The organism is Thermobacillus xylanilyticus, from assembly GCF_907165215.1.
GTDB lineage: Bacteria > Bacillota > Bacilli > Paenibacillales > Paenibacillaceae > Thermobacillus > Thermobacillus xylanilyticus.
On sequence record NZ_CAJRAY010000075.1, the window covers coordinates 1 to 19,251 of the forward strand.

The following is a 19,251-nucleotide window of genomic DNA, read 5'->3' on the forward strand; positions in this document are numbered from 1 at the left end:
ACAAAATTACGTGAGTGATCCATTGCCCTTCGGTAACATTTTTATATGAGTTGACACGCGCCGGGCCGGGCGTCCCGGAGGACGGTGAACATGGCGCAGAGGGCGGGACATCGGTTTTCCGGCCCAAAAAATACGGGAATTGCAGCGCGCCCGCAAGAGCCGCTTGCCATTCCCGTTAAAGACGTCTCATTTGGATTCGCGGACCATCTTCAGCCGCCACAGCCGGCTCTGGAAATCGCCGAAGCCCGTATCGGCGTGCAGGCCCGCCCACATCAGATGGTCTCCGCCGTACACCATGCCCGCGCCGTTCGCGTCCTCCCGCCCGTCGAGCGGCTCAAGCCGGTAATCGGCGTCCGGGTTCAAGCCCTTCAGCCGGAGGCGCCGCAGCGGCTCATTCGCCTCGGCCAGCACGCGGAAATAGAACACCGCCGCCTCCGACCGGTCTTCGCTCACATACATCCAGGCCGCCTCGTTGCCCTCGAACGGACTGCGCAGCCGGTACAAATCGCCGAACTGGACCAGATGCCGGATCTCCTTGTACAGCGCGACCTGCTCCCGCACCCGTGCTTGTTCTTCTTCCGTCAGGGCGGTCGCGTCCAGCTCGTACCCGAAATTGCCGGACATGGCCGCATGCGCGCGCATATCCAGCGGCGTGACGCGGCCCGCCTGGTGGTTGGGCACGGCCGACACATGGGCGCCCATGCTGACGGCGGGATAGACGAGGCTCGTGCCGTACTGGATCTTCAAGCGGGCGACCGCGTCGGTGTTGTCGCTCGTCCACGTCTGGGGCATGTAATACAGCATCCCGGGATCGAAGCGTCCGCCGCCGCTGGCGCAGCTTTCAAACAGAATATGCGGAAATTCGCGGGTCAGCCGGTCGAGCAGCCGGTACAGCCCGAGCATGTACCGGTGCGCCGTTTCCCGCTGCCGTTCGGGCGGCAGGGCGGCGGAGCCGATCTCCGTCATGTACCGGTTCATATCCCATTTCACATAGCCGATCGGCGCGGATGCCAGCACGCCGGCGATCATATCGCCTACGGCATCGCACACGTCTTCACGCGACAAATCCAGAACGAGCTGGTTCCGCGTCTCTGTCCGCCGCCTCCCCGGCACATGAAGACACCAGTCCGGGTGCTTGCGGTACAGTTCGCTGTCCGGCGAAATCATCTCCGGTTCCACCCACAGGCCGAACATCACCCCCTCATCCCGCACCCGTTCCGCCAGACGGCGGAGGCCGCCGGGCAGCTTCCGCTCGTTCACCTTCCAGTCCCCGAGCGACGATGTGTCGTCGCTGCGGTTGCCGAACCAGCCGTCGTCCAGCACGAACAGTTCGATGCCGAGCGCACGGGCCGACCTCACGATCTCCAGCAGCTTCGCTTCGTTGAAGTCGAAATACGTCGCTTCCCAGTTGTTGATGAGCACCGGACGCGTCCGGTCGCGGTATTCGCCCCGGCACAGCCGCGTCCGGTACAGGCGGTGGAACGTGCGGGACATGCCGCCCAGCCCCTCTGCGGAATAGACCAGGACCGCCTCCGGCGTCTGGAACGCGGCGCCCGGTTCGAGCAGCCAGCCGAAATCGAACGGATTCAGCCCGATCGACACCCGGGTTGTGCCGTACTGCTCCACTTCCGCCTGGGCCGCGAAGCTGCCGCTGTAGACGAGGCTGAAGGCGTACACGTCGCCGTGATCCTCGTCCGCCCCGGGCGCCAGCAGGGCGATGAACGGATTGTGCTGGTGGCTGCTGGCTCCCCGCCGGCTTTCGATGCCCTGCATGCCCGTCGTGAGCCGCCGCCGCTCGATCATCCGCTCCCGCAGCCAGGCGCCGCTCAGATGGAGCCAATCGTAATGGCTGTCCGGCATGTCGACGCTGGCGCTGAACGCGCGGAGCAGCCGGATCGGCCGGTCTCCCCCGTTGACGAACCGCACCGAACGGGCAATGGCGTCATGCCGCTCGAACACCGTATAGGACAGCACCGCCTTGAGCCCCGAATACCGGTTCACCAGCGTCAGCTCCAGCGTCTCCGCTTCGTCGTCCGCTTCTGTGTAGACGGCCGGCAGACCGTCGAGGGGAGGCTTGCCCCGGAAGATGCGGTGGCTGTCGTACAGCAGCTCCACCGCCGTCGTGCCGTCGTCCAGCTGCGCCTGGTACGCCGGGTGGCGGAAGTCGCCCGTCCCGCAGCCGGGGTATTCCAGCGGCAATACGTTGAATGACACGGTCCGGTCCTCCGGATACGGCACAGGCTCGTGCCGCCACACGCAGCGGAGCATCCGTTCCAGGGCGCCCGCGCGCAGCTTCCGGCCCCAGTACAGATGAACCGGCACCTCATCCTTCACCAGCCCGATGACATAGCTCGTGCCCGGCGTCTGCAAATGAAAAATCCGCTTGCCTTCATCGTACAAAATCGCCAACGATTCAACCCTCCCTCGTCACCCTCGCATGCGCGCCCGCTTTATCCTTTTACCGCTCCGGAGGACAGACCTTGAATAAAGTAGCGCTGCAGGAACAGATACACCAGCGTGATCGGAATGGCGCCCAGGAACGAACCCGCCGCCACCCAGCCGATGTAATTGTTGTACTGGCTGAAAAAGCCGGACAACGCGACGGTGATCGTATGCATCTCTTGCTTCTGCAGGAAAAACACGGAGAACTGGAAGTCGTTCCAGATGTTCACGCACGTCAGGATGATGACGGTCGCCGTAATCGGCTTCAGGAGCGGCATCAGAATGAGGTAGAACAGTTTGAACCGACCCGCTCCGTCAATCAGCGCCGCTTCTTCCAGCTCGTACGGAATGGAGCTGATAAATCCCGTGTACAGAAAGATCGTGATCGGCAGGCTGAACGTGACGTGGAGCAAAATAATGCCCCACAACTGGTTCATTCCTCCGATGTCCACCATGAACTTGTACAGCGGCACCAGAATCGTGAGCGGCGGCACGATCAGCGCGGACACGAACACGCCGTACACCGCGCGGTTCAGGGGCGTCCGGTGCCGCGCAAGCGGATACGAGGCGATCGAGCCGATCAGCACGATCAGCAGGCCCGAGCCGACCGTCACGACCACATTGTTGACGATCGCCCGGTCAAGGTCCGCTTCTCTCCAGGCGTTGACGAAATTGTCCAGGTACAGATATCCCGGCGCGACCCATTTGGAGGAGAAGTCGTCGTGCGCTTTGAACGAAGTCGTGGCCAGAATGTAGAAGGGCAGCACATGGATGAGGCAAATGACCAGCGCAAGCCATTCGCGTCCCCAGGAGATCTTCCTCATGCCAACGATGTCTCCCTTCGCTTCAGATAGAACAGGAACGTGAAGCTCACGACGGAAATGATGACGAACATCAAATTCCCGATCGTCGCCGCATACCCCGCATCCTGTCTGCCGAAGTAGAGCTGGTACATCAGCGTGGACAGGGATGCGGACGAATAGCCCGGTCCGCTGTTCGTCATGGCGGTGATGACGTCGAACAGTTTCAGGCCGCCGATGACATTGAGGACGACGCTGACCGTAACGGCGGGCGCCAGCAGCGGCCAGGTGACGTGCCGAAAGCGGGACAGCGTGCCGGCCCCGTCGATCGTCGCGGCTTCGTGGAATTCTTTCGGAATCACCTGAAGGCCCGCGAGCAGAATCACCATCGCCACGCCGAGAAATTGATAGGTGTTGACGATCGTGATCATCCAGACGTTGGTGTCCGGATCGCCCAGCAGATTGACGGGCTCGTCGGCAAACAGCAGGATGATGTCATTGATGGCCCCGCCGTTGTACTGGAAGAAGAAATACCAGATATAGCCCATGATCAACGGGCTGATGATCGCCGGCAGATAGATGATCGTGCGCGTCAGCGCCCTCATGCGGATGTTCTGGTTCAGGAACAGCGCGTACGCCAGCCCGATGATGTTCTGCAGCAGCGCGCTGCCCAATCCGTAAATGAACGTGTTCCGGATGACCCGCGCGACATCGGGGTCCGAGAACATGCGCCGGTAATTGGACAATCCGATCCATTTGAACGTCTGGGAATAGCCGTCCCAGTTCGTGAAGGAGTACATGAGCCCGCGGATGAACGGATAGAGAATGAACAGACCGAACAGCAGCAAAGCGGGAACGTACAGCAGATTGAGCCAGGCCGGCGAGTTCCGCAGCTTTTCCGGCATGAACCGGACAAGAGATTTGAGGTTGGGTTGTTCTCGATTACGGACCGACATGTTCTTCTCCCCTTGTCTTCTTCCGGAAATCCGACGGGTATTCCCCGACCATGTCCACGAACAGCCGGGTGAAGTACCGGGTACTGTGATAGCCGACCTGCTCGGCGATCTGCCGGATCTGCAGGTTCGTGCCGAGCAGCAGCTCCTTCGCTTTCAGAATCCGGAGCCTGGTCAAATATTTGATGAACGTTGTTCCCGTTTTCTTGTGAAACAGCGCGCTCAGGTAACTCGGCGTCACATTCAGTTCGCCGGCGATCTGGTTCAATCCGATGTTCTTCATGTAATGCCGGTCGATATACCGCAGCATCTGGTCGACCAGATCCTGCGGCTCCGCGGCATCCGCATGCTGCCGCAGCCACTGCTCGCCCCATTCGTTCAGCCGCCGGATCCACGCTCCCCAGTCCCCGTCCGGCAAGCTCACGTCAAGGGCCAGTTTCGCGTAATCCCGGATATGGCGCCGCATCTCTTCGGTCAGCACAAGTCCCGGCTGCCCGGCCAGATGATTCCTGATCTCCTCCAGCGTATGCTGATAGTTCAGATACAACCGGTTCCGGTAATCGCTTGCAAGCTGGAGAAGCAAACGGCCGAGCTTCAGCCTTTCGTCCTGCTCGGCGAGCCCGCGGACCCGCTCGAACGTCCAGGTCCGGTTCATGCCGAATACGATGTGGAAGCCCGCACAATCCTGGATCTCGCGAAGGTGCTCAAGGAACCGGTCACAGCGGTCGCATTCGCCGGAGAGCACCGCGGTGACGGCCAGCTCGCCGCTTCGGTATTGGATGGCCGTCTCCTCCGCACGGTGGAAAAAGGATCGGGCGGACTGCCGGGCTTCCCTGCGTTCCGGACGCCAGACCGCCGCCGCTACATATTCATTGCCGGTCAGCGTGAACACCGCCAGATGCAGGCCGTGGACGAGATAATGCGGCACGGATCGGCGCAAATCGTCGATGAACGCGCACTTGAGCGCTTCCAGACCCCGCGCATCCCGCGGGCTGTCGAAGCTGAAGACAAACGCCTGGAAATGTCCCGTGCGCAGCAGGCTGTCCTCCGGCTCGGCCGCCGGCGATGTCAGCCCGTGGATCAGGGAAATCAACCGGTTCTCGAACTGGCAGTTGAGCAAATACGCATACTCGCGGTTCTGGATGCTGACCGAATGGAGCGCCTTCTCCAGTTCATCCGGCACTACCGGCTTCAGCAGATATTCATCCACGCCGAGCCTGAGCGCCTGTTGCGCATACTGAAAATCCGAAAAGCCGGACAGGATGATCCATCTCGTGCGCGGGGAGACCGCCTTGCCCCGGCGGATCGCTTCGAGTCCGTCCAGCTTCGGCATGCGGATGTCGACGATCGCCACTTCCGGCTGATGCTGGGCAAGCAGCTCCAGCATTTCTTCCCCCTGGGCGGCTTCGCCGACAATTTCCCACGAGGTCTCCATCTCCTGAATCATGCTGTTCAGACTGACCCGCACCAACGGCTCGTCATCGGCAATGACAATTTTCATCCGGAAGTCACCTCCCCGGCCGGAATCGACAGTTCCGCCGTCGTCCCTTCGCCCGGCGCGCTGTGCAGCTTCAAAGCGGCTCCCCGGTTGAACAGCATCAGCCGCTCGCGGACGTTCGCGATGCCGACGCCTTCACCGAACGCGGCGCTGTCAAACCCCGCTCCGTTGTCCTCGATCCGAATGCGCACCCGGGACGCCCCGGCGCCGTCCGTCTCCTTCACGCGTTCCGCGCGGACCAGCAGCCTGCCCGGTCTGTCCAGCGGTTCGATCCCGTGGATTACAGCGTTTTCAACAAGCGGCTGGAGCAGCAGCTTGGGCAATCGGAAACCCGCCAGATCCGGATGGTACTCGATGCGGTATTCCAGCCGGTCCCCGAACCGCAGTTTCTGAAGTTCGCAGTACGCCGCGAGAAAGTCCATTTCATGCTTGAGCGTTGACGTATCCGCGTGTTCCAGCGTGTAACGCAGCATGCCGCTCAGCGACAGGATGGCCTTCTCCAGCAGCCGGTGCTGCCCGGAGCGGTTCAGGCCGATCAGGCCGTTCAGCGTGTTGTACAGAAAATGCGGATGGATCTGGGATTGCAGGGCGCGGAATTCGGCGTTCCGCCTGCCCAGCACCGCCCGGTATTCCCGGTCGATCATTTCCCGCAGTCTCGAGATCATGATATTGAGCGCGGCGCCCAGCTGGGCGATTTCATCCCTGCCCCTGATGTTGAACCGGTGGTTCAGATCGCCGTGCTGCACCTTCTTCATGACGCGCACCATGTCCGTGAACGGGTGGACAATCCAGCGCGTGAGCGAAACATTCAGCAGCATCGTCAGCAGAATCCCGCCCGCCGCGAACAACAGACCGATTCGGTAAATCCACGCGAGCTGCGACTGGAATTCCCGGTTGGAGAACAGGACGGCGATGCTCCAGCCCGATGCGTCCATCGTTTTGACGACAGCCCGGTAGGTGTCGTCCGGGCCTTCCACCGTCTTCGCGCCCGCCGCCAGCTGGGCCAGCATCGATTCGTTCAGCGGCCGGCTCGCATACAGCGGCCGGTTGTTCTCGTCGAGCACCGCCACGATGGTCATCACGTTGAACCGGACGTTGCGGATGATGTTCTCCAGGACGATGTTGTCGGCATCCGCCAGAATGACGCCCAGCGGCTTGCCGGAATCCGGATCCTTGAGCAGCCGGGCCACGGAGAATACCTGCCGGTCGGAGCCGAAATAATCCTGGGGGTGGCTGCTGATGTACGCCACCTTGCCGTCCTGCTCCACCGCCTTGCGATACCATTCCTGCTGCTCGTACGGGTAGCCGGGTTCCGGAGCCACCGGCTGGTTCGTGTAGTTGACGGGGTACACCGAACCGTCCGCCAGCACCAGCATGGTGCCCAGAATATCTTTGCGCGCAAGGCGCAGCTGATTCGGCAGCGTGAACCGGAGCGAACGCTCCGCCAGATGCCGGGCATATTCGCTGGCTTCGTCAAAGCGGTTATCCGCTTTCAATTTCATGGCGACCATGACGTCGTTCAGCAGATACGGCGCGATCGTCAGCCGCTCCAGTTCGTCCAGATACATCTCCACGTTGGAGGTCAGGGACGACAGTGTGCCTTCGTACAGCTCCGACGTCTGCCGGTTGAACAGATCCCGATAGTAGGAAGGCAGAATGGCGATCAGGACAACCAGGGGCACCGCAACGGTAAGCAGGTACAGAATGATCAGTTTGTGCCGGAGCGTCAGTGTCATGCCCATCCCCTCTCTCGCATTTGCCGCATGATCGGTCTTACAGCTCTATCATAAACGGACGCCCGTACGGCGGGGGACGGAAAAAATCGGCGCGGGAGAGCGGGATGGGCGGAAAGGGGCCGGCTTGCGCCCCCTTCCGCAGGTCCGGCAGATATTACTTGTTGTTCAGACGCTCGACTTCCTGTTTCATCTTCTCGGAGAACTGCTGCGGCGTCACCTGTTCGGCCAGGAGCGCGGTTCCCGTTTTGCACATGACGTCCCACATGCCGTTCGGCAGATAGACGCGGTCGAAGTAGGGGAATACGCGGATGTTTTCGTATGTCCGGTAGTATTCCGTGAACTCGTGGTCCGCCTCGATGCCCTTCAATCCGGCCGGCAGCTTGGTCACGTCGGCGAACTTGGCCAGGTTCTCCGGTTTCGCGAAATAGGCGACCAGTTTCTTGGCTTCAGCGAGATGTTTGCTGTCTTTCCACACACCCATCGTGTACCGTTCGCCGCCCGAGAAGTTCGGCTCGTCGTCCGGATACCAGGCCGGCACCGGCATCAGGCCGATTTCGACGTCCGGGTTGATTTTGTGCACTTCGTCGGCGAAGGAAGGACCGAGCAGGGTGAACGCCACTTTGCCCTGGGCGAACAGGTTCGGCAGGTCGCTGTATTTGGCCGTCAGGACGTCCTTGTTCATGTACCCTTGTTTGTACATCTCGAGGAACGTTTCCGCGAGCGGCGTCCATTTGTCCCAATCCATCGTGCCGTTCAGCAGGTTTTCCGCCTCGTTCTGCTGCGGGCTGATGAGCAGCGATGTCGCGAAATAGTCGAAGAACTGGCCGATCATCCAGTCGTCGATGCCGGAGAAATAGAACGGCATGACTTCGCCGTTGCTTTCGGTCTTCAGCTTCTCCGCGGCCGCCATCAGTTCGTCGATCGTCCGGGGCGGTTCAATGTCGTACTGCCTGAGCAGATCGGCGTTATACGTCAGCCCGTCCTTCGCCTCGGCCAGCACCAGCGCATGCACTTTGCCGTCCCCGTCCGTCACCACATCCCGGATGGTGTCCGTCATCTCCGAGACCCATGCTTCGTCCCGCAGGTCGGCCAGATAGTTGCCGTACCGGATGACCGCCCAGCCGTGCGTATCCCAGACGTCGGGCAAGTCGTTGGCCGCCATCTTGACCTTCAGAATGTTCTCGTATTCCGATCCGGGAAACTGCAGATCCACTTCGATGTCCGGGTTCTCCTTCATGAAGGCCTGGGCAATCTCCTCGTACACGTCCTGAACCGCTTTGTCGGCCGCGGTGCCGTAGACCGTGATCCGCTTCTTGTTCCCCGCGCCGGCATTGTCCGAAGACGAATTGTCCGGCGTCGATGCGGTCGACCCCGGCGTCCGGGTGTCGCCCGGCGCGCCGCCGTTCCCCGAGCCTTCGCGCTTGGAACAGCCGGCCAGGGCAAGCGAGATGGCAATCACCGCCGCAAGCAGGATAAAGGCCGTCTTCTTCAACTGAAGTTCCCCCTTTTCGAAATACAGGATCAGGTTCGTTCGGATTCAGGCTAACACATATGATAGCGCTTGCAAATGACACGGTTTTTAGGTTCAGGCGCTCATTTTTCGCTGCCGGCAGCCTTAAAAACACGCCAAGGCCGCCCGGGGCGTCCCGCTCCATAAAGAGCCGGGGACGTCGGACGGCCTGCAAGCGTTCAACGGCGATCCGCCGCTTACTGCGCCTTCTCGAGCAGTTTCGGCTTGGCGAAGATCATGCGCCCCGCCGAAGTCTGCAGCACGCTGGTGACGAGCACTTCCATCGTCGATCCGATGAAGTCGCGCCCGCCTTCGACGACGATCATCGTGCCGTCGTCCAGATAGGCGACGCCCTGGCCGTGCTCCTTGCCGTCCTTGATGACCTGGACGACGATCTCCTCGCCCGGCAGGACGACCGGCTTCACGGCGTTCGCCAGATCGTTGATGTTCAGGACGGACACGCCCTGCAGCTCGCACACCTTGTTCAGGTTGAAATCGTTCGTCACCACTTTGCCGTGCAGCGCCTTCGCCAGCTTCACCAGCTTGCTGTCCACTTCGCCGATTTCGTCGAAGTCGTCCTCGTAGATCAGCACTTTCACGTCCAGTTCTTTCTGAATCTTGTTCAGAATGTCAAGCCCGCGCCGTCCCCGGTTCCGCTTGAGCAGATCGGAAGAATCGGCGATATGCTGCAATTCTTCCAGAACGAATTCGGGAATGACCAGAGTACCCTCGATGAATCCGGTCTTGCAGATATCCGCAATCCTTCCGTCGATGATGACGCTGGTATCCAGAATCTTGTGCTCCTCGTGCCGCGGTTCGGTTTCCTCCGGCGCCGGTGCCTGACGCGGTTCCAGCAGCATCCGGACGAGGTTTGCGAGTTCTTCTTTCTTGCTCAGCCCGATGCGTATCCCCATATAACCGAAAAATAACGTCATCACCGCCGGTACGACAAACCCTGCACCGGGCAATCCCGCAGCAGCCGGATAGAGAAGCGCCGACAGCGCCAGACCGGCCGTCAGCCCCAGACCTCCCGCCGCCAGATCGATCGTCGGGATGGACGCCGCGCGTTCCGCGCCCTGCTGCATCCATCGCGCCGCCGGCCCGGCCAGCATCGTCGCGGCCGCGAGGCCGATCAGCGCGCCGAGCGCGACATTGGTATAGTAATTGCCCGACCGGAACCAATCGCCGTAACCGCTCCAGAGTGCGGTGCCATGGGTCCAGGCGTAAAGCGAGTCGCCCGCCATTCCCCCGAGAATCAGTCCCAGTACCTGGATCGTGCGTTTGACCGCCATATTCTTCACCTCCGTTACAATTATGCGCCGATCTTGGACGCCCTAACCGTAGGGAGGCGATTTTCGCGGAAAGCGGCCGATTCCGCCGTGCACAATCGCGTTTATTAAGAAATCTTCTTTTGGAAATCCGGCCTTGCATGTTCTATAATGGAAATCGTGAACGACATTCTCGAAATGAGGTGGAAGGATGACGCTGGAGGATTTTCAGCGGCAGGTATCCGAGCTGCTGCTTCGCCATCGCAGTCTGTTGGATGTGTTGTCCAAGCACGGACAATCGAGCGCTTCCGTGAACCGAGCCGTCACCAAGGCCGTCACGGAGTGCGGGTGCATCGAGCTGCACGCCCGCAAGCAGGATTTCCGCAGCGAACTCGATATCGAAGAGCTGAAGCTGAAGCTCGACCATCACATCTCGGGAACGTTGTGCGAGAACTGCCGGGACGTGCTGAAGGCCGAGCTCGGCAAGCAGATGTTCTACATGGGCGCGCTCGCCAATCTGCTCGACATCAAGCTGGACGACGTGCTCGAAGAGGAATCGAAGAAATGCGCCACGCTGGGCATTTTCAACATGACCTGATCCCCGCCCGGCGTCTTAACCACCTGTCGGAACGACGAAAAAAGCCCGAAGACTGCGGATGCATGTCCTCGGGCTTGTTTGCTTGGATTCAAGCCGTGTGTTCGGATTGCGTCGACTCCTCCGCCTGGCGGGCACGGGTCCGCTTCTTCTTGGCGAGGCGGCGGTCAACGTTTTTTTTTAGTCCGTAGAGCGCATACAGCACAAGCGGAATAAAGACGATCTTCGGCAGATGGTCGGGGAACAGCAGGCCGAGCGCGACGGTGACCGCCACGATCAGCGGCGCGATCCATACCGCTTGCTTCGGAATGCCGACCTTCTTGAAATTCGGGTACTTGATGTTGCTGACCATCAGGAACGACAGCGCCAGCGTGGTGATCATCAGCACGATGACGGGAATGTCTTCGTAGAACAGCGCCAGCGTCGCGACGACGACGCCTGCGGCCGGAATCGGCAAGCCGACGAAATAACCCGGCGATCCGGAGGCGGTGTTGAACCGCGCCAGCCGAAGCGCGCCGCAGATCGGGAAGATTGCCGTAATGATCCAGGCCGCGGCCGGATTCACATCCTGAAACGCGGCGACGTACATGATGAAGGCCGGAGCAACGCCGAAGGAAATGACATCGGACAGCGAGTCCAGTTCCTTGCCGAAATCGGTCTGCGCGTCCAGCGCCCGGGCAATTCGGCCGTCCACGCCGTCGAGCAGCATGGCGAAGATGACCATCAGGGCCGCCAGTTCCGGGTTTCCATGGAACACGAGCATGATCGCGGCAATCCCGAGGAACAGGTTGCCGACCGTGATCAGGCTCGGTATGGACTTCGTGATCATCTGCTCCACCTCATCTCTTCTGTGACCCCAAGCAAAACGTCACGTCCGGCGTCGTCCATTCGGGCGAACGCATCCGTTCTGCGGTGGAAGACAAGCCGATTGGCAAGCGAAAAGCTTATCAAGGCTTATCTTCGAACAATGTCGGGGAGCGGGATTCACCCTATTCTAATGAATATCAGATGTGCCTGTCAATGAACACTTGTTCCTGCAGGCGCCGCAGACCGTCCCGGATGGCGCGGGCCCTCGCTTCGCCGACGCCGTCCACCTCATCGAGCTCTTCGATCGTCGCCGCAAGAATCCGCGGCAGGCTGCCGAACCGCTGAACCAGATTGTTACGAATGACGGACGGCAGGCGCGGGATCTTGCTCAGCAGGCGGAAGCCGCGCGGCCGGACCGGTTCCTCCGCGCCGGCCTGCGCGTGCGGATACCCGAGCAGGCGGACGACGACGGCCGGGTCCAGCAGCTCCTCGATGGTCAGCCTGCCGAGCGACGCCGCGACTTCGCGGACTTTGTCCGCTTCGACATTCTTGGCGTAGTCGTTGAGCAGCAGTTTGTATTCATTCTCGATGCCGCCGACGAGTTCTTCCAATTGCATGCGGATGAGCCGGCCTTCCGTGCCGAGCTCGTGAATATACCGCTGGATCTCGGCTTTCACCCGGAGCACACGCTCGATGCGCTGGATGACGGACGCCACTTCCGCGAGCGTGACGATCTCCTCGAATTCGGATGCCGACAGGTTCGTGAAGTCCTGGCGCAAGACGGTCATATAGTGCTCAAGCGTCTGGATCGCCTGATTCGCTTTCGTCAGAATGACGCCGATATCTTTCAGCGCGTAGCGCAGATCGCCCTGATACAGCGTGATGACGCCGCGCCGCTGCGAGATCGAGATGACGAGCTTGCCGGTCTGCTTCGCCACCCGCTCCGCCGTCCGGTGGCGGATGCCGGTCTCGCTCGACGGGATCGAGCTGTCCGGAATGAGCTGCGCGTTCGCGTACAGGATGCGCTCCAGATCGCCGCTCAGGATGATCGCGCCGTCCATTTTCGCCAATTCATACAAGTTATTGGGGGTAAATTCGCAGTCGATCGCGAAACCGCCGTCGACGACCGCCGCCACTTCCGGCCCGTACCCGACGACGATCAGCGCGCCCGTCTTGGCCCGCAGCACATTCTCCAGCCCTTCGCGGAACGGCGTTCCCGGAGCGACGAGCTGCAGCAGCCGGTTCATCACATCCTGCGGATTCGATGGTTTCATGACCGTACAGCCTCCTGCCCTGCCGTCTAACCCAATGCGACGCTGAGCGCTTCTTCCACCGATCCGACGCCGATGATCTCGATGCCCTCCGGAGGCTTCCAGCCCCTCATGCTCCGCTCCGGCATGATGACCCGCTTGAACCCGAGCTTGGCCGCTTCCTTCACCCGCTGCTCGGCGCGGGAGACGGCGCGCACTTCGCCGGTCAGCCCCACTTCGCCGAAGATGACGTCATACGGCCGCGCCGGGGCGTCGCGGAAGCTGGAAGCCAGGCTGACGGCGGCCGCCAGATCGACCGCCGGTTCGTCCAGCCGGACGCCGCCCGCGACGTTCAGGTACGCGTCCTGGTTCTGGAGGAACAGGCCGAGCCGCTTCTCGAGCACGGCAATGATCAGCGCCATGCGCTGATGGTCGATGCCGGCCGACATGCGCCGCGGAGACGGGAACATCGTCGGCGCGACCAGCGCCTGCAGCTCGACGAGGACGGGCCGCGTCCCCTCCATGCTGGCGGCGACCGTCGAGCCGGAGACGCCGAGCGGACGCTCGGACAGGAACAGTTCCGACGGATTCGCCACCTCGCGCAGACCGGCTTCCGACATTTCGAAGATGCCGATCTCGTTCGTCGAGCCGAACCGGTTCTTGACCGCCCGCAGCAGCCGGTATGAATGATGCCGCTCGCCTTCGAAGTAAAGAACGCAGTCCACCATATGTTCCAGGAGCCTCGGACCGGCGATGGCGCCTTCCTTCGTAACATGCCCGACCAGCACGGTTGCAATCCCCCGGATCTTCGCCGCCCGCATGAACCAGGCGGTGCATTCCCGCACCTGCGCCACGCTGCCGGGCGCGGATGGAACGGAAGGTTCGTACACCGTCTGGATCGAGTCGATGACGAGAAAATCCGGCTGCACCTGCTCGATCGCCTCGCCGATCGCCTCGACGTTCGTCTCGCACAGGACGAACAGCCGCTCATGCAGCGCGCCCAGCCGGTCCGCCCGCATTTTCGTCTGCCGGACCGACTCTTCGCCCGATACGTAAAGCACCGTCCGCCCGGCAGCAGCCAGCTCGTGCGAAGTCTGCAGCAGCAGCGTCGACTTGCCGATGCCGGGATCGCCGCCGACGAGGATGAGCGATCCGGGCACGACGCCGCCGCCGAGCACGCGGTTCAGTTCCCGCATGCGCGTCTCGATTCGCGGTTCGCTCCCGCCTTCTATGTGTATGATCGCTTTCGGTTTTTCTTGCGTCTGGAAGGCTCGGGACGCCGCCTGCGCTTTGTGCGCGGTCTCCCGCTCCTCGACCATCGAGTTCCATTCGCCGCAGCCGGGGCATTTGCCCATCCACTTCGGCGATTCCGTGCCGCACTCCGTGCAGACAAACTTCGTCTTGATCTTCGCCATGCTTCGATTTCTCCGTTTCCGCCGCCAAATTGTCATTCCAAGTTTACCATTTTCGGCGTCCGGAAGAAAGAGAATTGCGAACAAATGTTCTCTATCAATCCGCCATCATAGCCATTTCCGCAGAAAAGCGAGCGCCTCCCGCCGCATCTCCTCCGTCTCTTCATGGCCGACGGGGAACCGCAGCTGCCGCCACCGGTCTTCCGCGCCCAGCGCCCGGTAAATCTCCCGCATGTCCCGCTCGATCGAGTCGAGCCCCTGCACCGGCGTCAGTTTGTCATGTTCGCCGGCCAGGCTGAGGTGCGGCCGCGGGGCGATCAGCGCATTGATGTCCGCGGCGCGGAAATGTTCCAGCAGCCCCGGCACGAAATAGTAGAGATTGTGCCCGTCATAGGCTCCGGTCTCAAGCAGCGCATCGTACTCGGATAGCGAGCAGATGTCGACGACGGCCCGGATGCGCGGTTCAAGCGCCGCCAGCCACCAGGCCATCGTGCTGCCCATCGACATGCCGAGGGTGGCGATCCGCTCCGGATCGACGTCCGGCCGGGACGCCGCGTAATCGACCGCGCGCAGGCTGTCGAACACCATCATCCCCCACATGACGCGGCCGCGCCAGAGCATTTCCTTGAAAATCTGCCTTTCCGTCCGCGTGCTGCGCTCGCCGAACGCCCAATGGTCGATGCAGAGCACCGCATACCCTTCCGCCGTCAGCGCTTCCCCGTAAGCCGGCTTGAGCAGATAAGGCGCCGAGCGCAACACTTCCTCCTTGCCGACGTCGTAGTAGCCGCCGTGCGAATGATTGTAGATGACGAGCGGCAGCCGGCCTTCCGCGCCGGCCGGCTTCAGAAAGTACGCCGGCACCGGCTCCAATCCGTTCAGATCCAGGATCAGCTTCTCGATCTTAATGCCGCCCTCGACGCTCGAATCAACCGTCCTGGCTTCGGGCACGCCTCGCCGCTCGGGAAGTTTGCCGAGCAGGGCGTACAAAGCGTCCCGCCGCGCCTTCCGTTTGCCGGGATCTGCGAGTTCCCAGGTCATCCGTCCATGCACCCGCCTTCTGGTTTGCAGAGCTATTCACTCGCAAGTCCGTTATTTGTATCCGCTTTCTAAAAGTTTACCAGATTGCAGAACCTGGTTGAAACCTTTTCCCCGGCCGGACAGTATCAAATACTGTAGTTGGCGATTCGCATCCATTATGAACGGGAGGCTGGGTACGATGAGCATTTTGGCACGTTTCAGGGACATCATGGCCGCAAACTTCAATGCATTGCTCGATAAAGCGGAAGACCCGGAAAAAATGATTGACCAATACTTGCGCAACCTGAACAGCGACCTGGGGAAAGTGAAGTCGGAGACCGCCGCGGTCATCGCCGAAGAGCGCCGCACCAAGCGGGAATACGACGAGAACCAGGAAGAGATCGCGAAGCTCGAGCAATATGCCATCAAGGCGCTCGAAGCCGGCAACGAAGCCGATGCGCGGAAATTTCTCGAACGGAAAGCGGCTGCGGCCGCGAACGCCGAGTCGCTGCACAAGGCGTGGCAGATCGCCGCTTCCAACGCCGAGCGGATGCGGCAGCTCCATGACAAGCTGGTAAGCGACATCAGCGAGCTGGAGAAACGCCGGGCGATGCTGAAAGCGAAATGGTCGGTGGCGAAGACGCAGCAGCGGATCAATCAGATCACATCGTCGGTGACGGATTCCGGCCGCTCGCTCGCCGCATTCGAGCGCATGGAAGACAAGATCAACCGCGAGCTCGACAAAGCCGAGGCGCTGGCCGAGCTGAACGCGGGCGCCACGGACGATATCGAAGAACTGAAAGCGAAATATGACACCCCTTCGGGGACGTCAATCGACGACGAATTGGCCGCTCTGAAAGCGCGCATTCAGGGCAAGGAACAAGCTTGACCGGAAAGCTGCGGCCCGCAAGAGGCCGCGGCTTTTTTCTCTTGTTAGGATCGGCTTATCGGGTTCGAACGGAAAGGGGTGACGCGCTTTGGTCCTGCATTACAAATGTCCGCACTGCGGAAGCGACATGATCTATGACGCCGATACGGGAAAGCTCGCCTGCCCCTCCTGCCGCACGCGGCTGGACATCGAAGAGATGGACGTTCCGCGCGAACCGGCGGGGGAGGCGACCGAGACCGTCACCTGGCATTGCAACAACTGCGGCGCCGATCTCATGGCGCTACCCGAGACGGCCGCGACAACCTGCAGTTTCTGCGGCGCCGGCGTCGTCATCGCGGAACGGGTGACGGGCGACCAGTCGCCGCATTACGTCATCCCGTTTACCGTCAGCAAGGAAGAAGCGATCAAGGCGTTCAAGAAATGGTGCCGGAACGGGCTGCTTACGCCGAAAGGCTTCATGACGGCCGACCGGATCAAGAGCATCACGGGCATCTATGTGCCGTTCTGGCTGTACGACCTGAACAGCCGGGCGAGGGTGAACGCCACCGCCACGAAGGTCCGCACCTATACAAGCGGCGATTACCTGTACACCGAGACCAGCTATTACGACGTCTACCGCGAGCTCGATCTCCACTACGTGAAAGTTCCCGTTGACGCATCCGTGAAAATGGACGACCGTTTCATGGACCGTCTGGAGCCCTATCAATACAGCGGCCTGAAGGAGTTCAAACCGCCGTATCTGGCCGGTTATCTGGCGGAGAAATATCAGTTTACGGACGCCGAATTGCTGGATCGGGCCAAAAACAAGATCCGCAGCTACATCGAGTCGGCCATCGGTTCAAGCCTGTCCGGCTACACCACCGTTACCCGCATGTCGGAGGATATCGAGACGCGAAACGTGAAAAGCCACTACGTGCTGCTCCCCGTCTGGCTTGTCGTCTATGATTACGATAATTTTGAGCACAATTTCGTCATGAACGGCCAGACCGGCAAGGTGGTCGGCAAGCCTCCGCTCAGCTACGGGAAAATCGCCGCCTGGTTCGGCGGCATTGCGGCCGGCGTGTTTCTGGCGATGAAGTTCTTGTCCTTGGCGATGGGAGGCGGTTTCCTGTGAACGGACGGAGGAGAAACGCCTGCTTTACGATGCTCTTGCTGCTGGTGTTCGGAATCGGACTGATGAGCACACCGCAAGCGATTCAGGCCGCGAGCGGGCCTCTGGTGTACGATTACGCGGAATTGCTCTCCGACGAGGAAGAGGCCGCACTCGCCGGCCTTGCCGCCAGATTGGGCGCAAATCGCGAAACCGACTTCATCATCATCACGCTGGACGGTACCGGCGGCATGGACATTCAGGACTACGTCGCGCACTTCTACGACGAGACCGCGCCGGGCTATGACAAGCCCCACGGCAACGCGGCGATTCTGGCCATTGACCTGAAGGAGCGGGATGTGTTCCTAGCCGGATTCGGCAAGGCCGAAACGCGGCTCGATTCCGGAAGACTGGACAAAATCCGCACGAAGATTACGCCCTCCCTCTCGGAAGGCGATTACTACGAAGCGTTCGAGAAGTATGTCAAGCTGGCGCATCAATACATGGGCTACCGTCCCGGCGTCAATCCGGACAATATTTTGTTCAAGTTCTGGTTTCAGGCAGCCGTCTCCCTGGTTGTCGCCGGCGTGGCAGTCGGCTTCATGGCAATCAACTCCGGCGGCCGGGTGACCGTGAACGCCCGCACCTATCTGGACGAAACACGATCGGGCATTGTCGCCAAGCATGATCGTTTCATCAACAAGACCGTCACGCGGACGAAGATCGAGAAGCCTTCCTCCGGCGGCGGCAGCTTCGGAGGCGGTGGCGGCGGTGTCACGCCGGGCGGACGTTCCTTCAGCAGCAGCAGGGGCAAGTTTTGATTTCCGAAGCGAGGAGGAGTGGTCATGTTTTTCCGCAAACAGTTCGCGAATGTGGTGGAATGGCAGGAATTTCGCGACGACATGATTTTTTACAAGTGGAAGAATGACGAGATCAAGAAGGGCAGCCGGTTGATCATCCGCCCGGGACAGGACGCGATCTTCCTGAACAACGGGAAGATCGAGGGGATATTCCGCGACGAAGGCGAGTATGACATCGAATCGCAGATCATCCCGTTCCTGTCCACGCTCAAAGGCATCAAATTCGGCTTCAACAGCGGCATGCGGGTGGAAGTACTGTTCGTCAGCACGAAGGAATTCGTCGTGAAATGGGGGACGCCGAACGTCATCAACATTCCGGCGCAAGGATTCCCCGGCGGCATGCCGGTCCGCGCCAACGGCACGTTCACCTTCAAGGTGAGCGACTATGTGACGCTCATCGACCAGATTGCCGGCGTGCGCGACCAATATCTGGTCGAAGACGTGCGCCTCCGGATCAGCGCCGTGCTCGATCAGCTCCTGATGAAATGGATTACGCGGGAAGGCAAGGACATGTTCAACCTGCAGGCCAATTCGTTCGAGATCGGCCGGGGCATCCGCGAGGACCTGGACATGGAGATGATGAAGAGCGGCATTTCGATCACCGGCTTCAACATCATCAGCTTCAACTATCCGAAGGAAGTCCAGGACATGATCAACAAGGTCGCTTCCCAGGGCATGGTGGGCGATATCGGCCGGTACCAGCAGATCGCCATGACCGAGGGAATGGCCTCCGGCAAGATGGCGGGCGGCGGTACCGCGGCGGATATGGCGGGGATGATGATGGGCATGCAGGTCGCCGGGAAGATGCTGGAGCAGATGAATCAGCAGACGGCGCAGCAACAGCCGGCCCGGCCGCAGCCGGTTCAGCCGCAGCCCGCCGTGCAGACGCCGCAGTCCGGCGGCGCCGTCCGGCCGAACTTCTGCCCGAACTGCGGAACGAAGGCGGGCGAAGGCAATTTCTGCTCGAACTGCGGGCACAAGCTGGTTTGATTGTTGCATCACATGGCTGCCCCGACGGACGTCAGGGCAGTTTTTTCCCGCGTTACAGCAGCCATCAATGCATCGCCAATCGAGTAGGAGGGGGCGGCTAGCCCCCGACCTCTCACACCACCGTACATGCGGGT

General features: G+C 61.0%; 16 protein-coding genes. 5 read left to right on the plus strand and 11 right to left on the minus strand.

The annotated features are described in order from the left end of the window. Positions 1–186: 186 nt before the first annotated feature. From KJQ12_RS13670 to KJQ12_RS13700, 7 genes are all read right to left on the minus strand, one after another. The gene (locus KJQ12_RS13670; protein ID WP_213485147.1) at positions 187–2,409 is read right to left on the minus strand and encodes an alpha-galactosidase; all 2,223 of its coding nucleotides are present in this window, start codon (positions 2,407–2,409) and stop codon (positions 187–189) included. A gap of 41 nt (positions 2,410–2,450) precedes the next feature. After that, positions 2,451–3,266, minus strand: coding sequence for a carbohydrate ABC transporter permease (locus KJQ12_RS13675; RefSeq protein ID WP_213485148.1), 816 nt, complete (start codon positions 3,264–3,266; stop codon positions 2,451–2,453). Next, entirely contained in the window at positions 3,263–4,147 is an 885-nt protein-coding gene (locus KJQ12_RS13680) for a carbohydrate ABC transporter permease (protein ID WP_425315977.1), read from the minus strand. Before KJQ12_RS13680 ends, KJQ12_RS13675 begins: the two co-directional genes overlap by 4 nt. A 37-nt stretch (positions 4,148–4,184) precedes the next feature. Then, positions 4,185–5,696, minus strand: coding sequence for a response regulator (locus KJQ12_RS13685; RefSeq protein WP_213485151.1), 1,512 nt, complete (start codon positions 5,694–5,696; stop codon positions 4,185–4,187). After that, entirely contained in the window at positions 5,693–7,429 is a 1,737-nt protein-coding gene (locus tag KJQ12_RS13690; RefSeq protein WP_213485153.1) for a cache domain-containing sensor histidine kinase, read from the minus strand. Before KJQ12_RS13690 ends, KJQ12_RS13685 begins: the two co-directional genes overlap by 4 nt. Before the next feature lie 154 nt (positions 7,430–7,583). Next, positions 7,584–8,921, minus strand: a complete 1,338-nt coding sequence (locus KJQ12_RS13695) for an ABC transporter substrate-binding protein (protein ID WP_213485155.1) — start codon at positions 8,919–8,921, stop codon at positions 7,584–7,586. Positions 8,922–9,136: 215 nt separating this feature from the next. Next, entirely contained in the window at positions 9,137–10,231 is a 1,095-nt protein-coding gene (locus KJQ12_RS13700) for a PIN/TRAM domain-containing protein (protein ID WP_213485157.1), read from the minus strand. Positions 10,232–10,418: 187 nt separating this feature from the next. Here KJQ12_RS13700 and KJQ12_RS13705 point away from each other — a divergent pair, with 187 nt between their 5' ends. After that, positions 10,419–10,805: a hypothetical protein gene (locus KJQ12_RS13705; protein ID WP_015253255.1), complete on the plus strand. Its 387-nt coding sequence runs from the start codon at positions 10,419–10,421 to the stop codon at positions 10,803–10,805. An 88-nt stretch (positions 10,806–10,893) separates the two neighbouring features. On the opposite strand, the gene pssA is transcribed toward KJQ12_RS13705, so the two are convergent. From pssA to KJQ12_RS13725, 4 genes are all read right to left on the minus strand, one after another. Then, the gene (gene pssA / locus KJQ12_RS13710) at positions 10,894–11,631 is read right to left on the minus strand and encodes a CDP-diacylglycerol--serine O-phosphatidyltransferase (protein ID WP_213485158.1); all 738 of its coding nucleotides are present in this window, start codon (positions 11,629–11,631) and stop codon (positions 10,894–10,896) included. A 175-nt stretch (positions 11,632–11,806) separates the two neighbouring features. Further along, a complete protein-coding gene (gene disA, locus KJQ12_RS13715; RefSeq protein WP_213485160.1) occupies positions 11,807–12,883 on the minus strand; it encodes a DNA integrity scanning diadenylate cyclase DisA in 1,077 nt (358 codons plus the stop codon). A gap of 26 nt (positions 12,884–12,909) precedes the next feature. After that, the gene (gene radA, locus KJQ12_RS13720) at positions 12,910–14,274 is read right to left on the minus strand and encodes a DNA repair protein RadA (RefSeq protein ID WP_213485161.1); all 1,365 of its coding nucleotides are present in this window, start codon (positions 14,272–14,274) and stop codon (positions 12,910–12,912) included. Between the two features lie 105 nt (positions 14,275–14,379). Next, entirely contained in the window at positions 14,380–15,309 is a 930-nt protein-coding gene (locus KJQ12_RS13725) for an alpha/beta hydrolase family protein (RefSeq protein ID WP_213485163.1), read from the minus strand. A 178-nt stretch (positions 15,310–15,487) separates the two neighbouring features. Between KJQ12_RS13725 and KJQ12_RS13730 the strand changes: the two genes are divergently transcribed. The 4 genes from KJQ12_RS13730 to KJQ12_RS13745 all read left to right on the plus strand — a co-directional run bounded on the left by KJQ12_RS13730 (position 15,488) and on the right by KJQ12_RS13745 (position 19,117). Then, positions 15,488–16,177, plus strand: a complete 690-nt coding sequence (locus KJQ12_RS13730) for a PspA/IM30 family protein (protein ID WP_213485164.1) — start codon at positions 15,488–15,490, stop codon at positions 16,175–16,177. A gap of 88 nt (positions 16,178–16,265) precedes the next feature. Then, positions 16,266–17,291: a TFIIB-type zinc ribbon-containing protein gene (locus KJQ12_RS13735; protein WP_213485165.1), complete on the plus strand. Its 1,026-nt coding sequence runs from the start codon at positions 16,266–16,268 to the stop codon at positions 17,289–17,291. Next, positions 17,288–18,088, plus strand: a complete 801-nt coding sequence (locus KJQ12_RS13740; protein WP_244860612.1) for a TPM domain-containing protein — start codon at positions 17,288–17,290, stop codon at positions 18,086–18,088. The genes KJQ12_RS13735 and KJQ12_RS13740 overlap by 4 nt, the downstream gene beginning before the upstream one ends. A 24-nt stretch (positions 18,089–18,112) precedes the next feature. After that, positions 18,113–19,117 (plus strand): SPFH domain-containing protein, encoded by a 1,005-nt coding sequence (locus tag KJQ12_RS13745; RefSeq protein ID WP_213485167.1) that lies wholly within the window; start codon positions 18,113–18,115, stop codon positions 19,115–19,117. The last annotated feature ends 134 nt before the right edge of the window (positions 19,118–19,251 follow it).